The sequence below is a fragment of the Rhizobium sp. AAP116 genome, from assembly GCF_001295785.1.
Classification (GTDB): domain Bacteria; phylum Pseudomonadota; class Alphaproteobacteria; order Rhizobiales; family Rhizobiaceae; genus Allorhizobium.
In genome coordinates, this window is the sequence record NZ_LJIB01000024.1 from 1 (window position 1) to 4,375 (window position 4,375).

At 60.2% G+C, this 4,375-nt stretch carries 5 protein-coding genes; 2 read left to right on the forward strand and 3 right to left on the reverse strand.

Features of this window, described 5'->3' with window-relative positions; genetic code table 11:
- Positions 1–575: DMT family transporter (locus tag IP85_RS13620; protein ID WP_156322890.1), on the reverse strand; the 575-nt coding region annotated here is incomplete at its 3' end.
- 185 nt (positions 576–760) lie between these two features.
- Here IP85_RS13620 and IP85_RS13625 point away from each other — a divergent pair.
- Positions 761–1,669, forward strand: a complete 909-nt coding sequence (locus IP85_RS13625) for a LysR substrate-binding domain-containing protein (protein ID WP_054150229.1) — start codon at positions 761–763, stop codon at positions 1,667–1,669.
- A gap of 9 nt (positions 1,670–1,678) precedes the next feature.
- Here IP85_RS13625 and IP85_RS13630 read toward each other — a convergent pair whose 3' ends face one another.
- Positions 1,679–1,996, reverse strand: coding sequence for a hypothetical protein (locus IP85_RS13630; protein WP_156322892.1), 318 nt, complete (start codon positions 1,994–1,996; stop codon positions 1,679–1,681).
- A gap of 172 nt (positions 1,997–2,168) precedes the next feature.
- The gene (locus IP85_RS13635) at positions 2,169–3,062 is read right to left on the reverse strand and encodes an FRG domain-containing protein (RefSeq protein ID WP_054150231.1); all 894 of its coding nucleotides are present in this window, start codon (positions 3,060–3,062) and stop codon (positions 2,169–2,171) included.
- Between the two features lie 41 nt (positions 3,063–3,103).
- Here IP85_RS13635 and IP85_RS13640 point away from each other — a divergent pair, with 41 nt between their 5' ends.
- On the forward strand, positions 3,104–4,261 hold the full coding sequence (locus tag IP85_RS13640; RefSeq protein ID WP_054150232.1) for an ABC transporter substrate-binding protein: 1,158 nt from the start codon (positions 3,104–3,106) through the stop codon (positions 4,259–4,261).
- Positions 4,262–4,375 lie beyond the last annotated feature (114 nt).

Genomic DNA, 4,375 nt, shown 5'->3' on the forward strand with positions numbered 1-4,375 from the left:
GAGCCGATGAACCCGACGATCGCCAGATAGAAGAAACTCGTCGACGGCTGGTCGTCGCGACTGACGAGACGTGTGGCAATCCCGTAGATCGCGCCGAGCACCGCACAGATCAACGGCAGCCAGATATAGCTATTGAAGCCGTCACCGCTGGGCGCAAGCATGATGACGACGCCGACAAGGCCGAAAAGGATCGCGGTCCAGCGCCGCCAGCCGACCTTTTCGCCGAGGATGGGCATGGAGAGGAGTGCCACGAAAATCGGCCCGGCCGCGAAGATCGCCTGGCTCTGCGCCAGCCCCACCTGGGTAAAGGCGACGATCGAGATCAGGATCTGCAAGAAGAGAATGAGGCCCCTGAGGACCTGCAGAAACGGCCGCTTCGTGTTGACCGCGACGCTCAGGCCACCGGACGACCGCATCGCCAGGAACAGCGCGAAGGCGACAAAGGCCCAGTAGCGCACCATGGCCACCTGAACCGGCGAGTGGGTCTCGCCGAGATGCTTGGAAAGGCCGTCCTGAATGGCAAAGACGGAAAATGCGAGAAAGGTGAAGAGATAGCCGAGCGGCGTCGATTTCATGGGACGAAAATGCTTTGCACGAGGAAGGATCCGTGGGCGAACCAACGGCGCGGGCCATGCAATCCTACACCTTGGCCGCGTGTTGCCTAGTGCAGTTTTGCAAAGCTGCCGTGTAACCTGACAACCCTTCGCCTGGCGCCTTTCGATCAGCTTGCCTCCAGACGGGCGCCGTGCTTCATAAGCTCATGGCCTTCACCCTCCGTCAGTTGCAGTATTTCGTCGCCGTTGCCGAACAGGGGTCGGTGACGCGCGCTGCCCAAAACCTGCTGATCTCCCAGTCTTCCGTCACCGAGGCGATCAAGGAACTCGAGGGCGATCTCGGCGTCGAACTCTTCGAGCGCCACCCACGCGGCCTGACGATCACCTATAACGGCCACCAGTTTCTGCGCCACGCAACGAAGATTCTGGCCGATGTCTCCGATGCCCGCAACGTTTTCACCGAGACCCAGAACAGCACCGGCGGCACGCTCAACATCGGCGTCACCTCGCTCGTCGCCGGCTACGTGCTGTCAGATCTGCTGGCCCGCTACCGCCGCGCCTGCCCGGGCGTCGAAGTCTCCGCGATCGAGGACAACGGCTCCTATCTCGAACACCTGCTGATCGGCGGCGAACTCGATGTCGCCGTCATGGTGATCTCCAACCTGCGCGACCGCATGGCGCTGCAGGCCGAGATCCTGGAAACCTCGCCCTACCGTCTGTGGCTGCCCATTGGCCACCCGCTCGTCTCCGCCGACATCATCTCGATTGCCGACATCACACGAGAACCGCTGATCATGCTGACAGTGGACGAAATCGAGGAGAACACCGGCAAGCTCCTGTCGGCGCTCGGCGCCCGCCCGCATGTTGCCTTCCGCACCCGATCGGTTGAAGCCGTCCGCAGTCTCGTCGCCACCGGCGCCGGCGTGGCGCTCCTCCCCGACCTCGTCTACCGCCCCTGGTCGCTGGAAGGCGACCGCATCGAAAGCCGCGACGTCTCCGGCGCGCTTCCGGTGGTGCAGGTCGGCATGGTCTGGCGGAAGGGCTCGAGCCTGCCGCAATCCGCGCGGGATTTCGTGGGGATCGCTGAGGCGAGCCGCAGTGGACGGGTACGCTGAAGTGGGCTTTCAGTCGCGGATCAGGATCTGCTGAACTGAGACGCCGGTATCCGATACGGAACCCTGGACATAGGTCGGGATCGCCAGCGAGGCGAGAGTCGAGGCCCTCTTGCCGCCGAAGCCCTCAAACGGCACGCGAACCAGAAGATTGGCCCGGCCCTTGAACTCCCCGTCACTCTTGATGTCGAAAGACGTGCTTTCCACCTCAAGCGTCACGAGGCGGGCATCGGGGACGACCTTCGTGAAATCCGAGAGTTTCTCAACTGTCTGCCTATCTAGGCCCCTTACAGCCTCGGCTACTCTCTTCTGAACCCGTTCTCTGGTCATGGCTTTGTCAACCGTTTCGCTCGGCAGAGTGTGTCCGTGATCCTCTAACATTCGCTTAATGGGAGAATGATCCGAAGACTTCAACCGAACGACGCGGTTACCCTCCTGTTCCGGATGGTGAACGATTGTGTTCTGCATACGCGAAGACACTGCACCAGTATCTGCTGTCATATCATCGCTCCTTGTAGCGCCGCGATAGTGTATCACAGACCCCGTCCAACCCACCCATCATTCTGGAGTGATTGATGCCCAGAATATGCAGCATCTGGCAGAAGAACGGCTTCTCGTCAGGCGGTATGTCGATAAAAAGATAGGATGGTGGCATGTCCGGATCTTGACCGGCCCAAGGTTCCCAGTGATCGACCGGGTCAGGGTGGAGAGAGAAAATCCCCTGCTGTGCCGTGATGCGAGCAGCGCGACCCGGGACACGCACAAGTGTGACAGGTGTGCCCTCGGCGGCAGCAAACGGATTGAGATCAGGCGCGGCATCGATCTGGTCCTGAGCGGAGTAGATCATGTGTATTCGACCGGTTCTGCCATCGGTTTCGTCGTTGCAGGCAAACCAAGCAGCCACCAGAGGATTCTCCGTCCAGTCGAGCAGACGAGTCGGCAAGCGATGATGCTGCGCCAGAGCCAGAAGTTCGAGATCAGTGGTTATGTCCGAATGAAAACGAAGCACTTCAATCTTGAAATCACGGAACAGGCGTAGTTCGTCATCCAGACTGTAGGGCGAGCCTCCAAGCTTGTCCTGACGGCCCACGCCCGGTTGCAAAGGCCAGTCCCTATCGCTCTGCCCCCTGAAGTACCAGCGGCCATCATTGCAGCCACTGATTTGCTCGAGAAAATCGAACCATGTCGGCCCCCTGGTGTACCGAGTAACCATCGTCCAAATCTTACCTGATTGCCCCGCAGGAAGCTTAGGCACACGAAACGAAAAAACAACCTGAAATTTACCGAAAACAAAAATACACCAATCAAATCTGCATTCGGAAAAACCGATACCGACATTCTGACGAATGAATTTGCGAATGCGGTTAATTCGCGGCAACTTTCTTTTCGGGAACATAAAGCCGCAAAACGCGGCCCTCACAACCGGGAGACCTCGCGATGAAATCTCTTTTGAAGTCTTGCACTGTCCTCGCCTCCATCTTGAGTATGACCACCGCTGCTGTCGCCCAGGAGCCTTTGCAGGCACTCGGAGCCGGCGAAGGCGCACTCTCCATCGTCGCCTGGGCCGGCTATATCGAGCGCGGCGAAACCGACAAGAACTTCGACTGGGTCACCGAATTCGAGAAGAAGACCGGCTGCATGGTCTCGGTGAAGACCGCCGCCACCTCGGATGAAATGGTCGCCCTGATGAACGAAGGCGGCTTCGACCTCGTCACCGCCTCGGGCGATGCGTCGCTGCGTCTCGTGGCCGGCAAGCGCGTCCAGCCAATCAACACGGCCCTGATCCCCTCCTGGAGCACTATCGACGAGCGCCTGCAGAACGCCCCCTGGCACACCAAGGATGGCGTCCATTACGGCACGCCTTACGTCTGGGGCCCAAACGTCTTGATGTACAACACCCAGGCCTTTGGCGACAAAGCCCCCGACAGCTGGAACGTCGTCTTCGAAGAGATGACGCTCGCCGACGGCAAGTCGAACAAGGGTCGCGTCCAGGCCTATGACGGCCCGATCCATGTCGCTGATGCTGCCAACTACCTGATGTTCCACAAGCCGGAACTTGGCATCAAGGACCCCTTCGAGCTGAACGAAGACCAGTACAAGGCAGCCCTTGACCTCCTGCGCGTCCAGCGCACGCTGGTCAGCCGCTACTGGCACGACGCCTTCATCCAGATCGACGATTTCAAGAACGAAGGCGTGGTTGCCTCCGGATCCTGGCCCTTCCAGGTCAACCTCCTGAAGGCCGACCAGCCCGTCGCCTCTGTCTTCCCGAAGGAAGGCGTCACCGGCTGGGCCGACACGACCATGCTGCATGCCGAGAGCGAGCACCCGAACTGCGCTTATATGTGGATGGAGCATTCGCTCTCGCCCAAGGTCCAGGGTGACGTCTCCGCCTGGTTCGGCACGGTTCCCTCGGTTCCATCAGCCTGCAAGGGCAATGCGCTCCTGACCGATGAAGGCTGCAAGAACAATGGCTTCGAGAACTTCGAGAAGATCAAGTTCTGGAAAACCCCGGTCTCCAAGTGCGAAAGCCAGGGCGAATGCGTCCCCTACCACCGCTGGGTTTCCGACTATATCGGCGTAATCGGCGGACGGTGATCACTTCCCCTTCTCCCCAGCGGGGAGAAGGTGGTCCGCAGGACCGGATGAGGGGGAGGCGAAGCCTCTAGCCTCTCGTGGGGCCTCCTGGCCTTCGGCCCCCCCCCCCCCCCC

Coding starts and splice junctions, on each gene's coding strand:
- IP85_RS13625 (WP_054150229.1), top strand. CDS start 761: ATGGCCTTCACCCTCCGTCAGTTGCAGTATTTCGTCGCCGTTGCCGAA.
- IP85_RS13630 (WP_156322892.1), bottom strand. CDS start 1,996: ATGACCAGAGAACGGGTTCAGAAGAGAGTAGCCGAGGCTGTAAGGGGC.
- IP85_RS13635 (WP_054150231.1), bottom strand. CDS start 3,062: ATGTTCCCGAAAAGAAAGTTGCCGCGAATTAACCGCATTCGCAAATTC.
- IP85_RS13640 (WP_054150232.1), top strand. CDS start 3,104: ATGAAATCTCTTTTGAAGTCTTGCACTGTCCTCGCCTCCATCTTGAGT.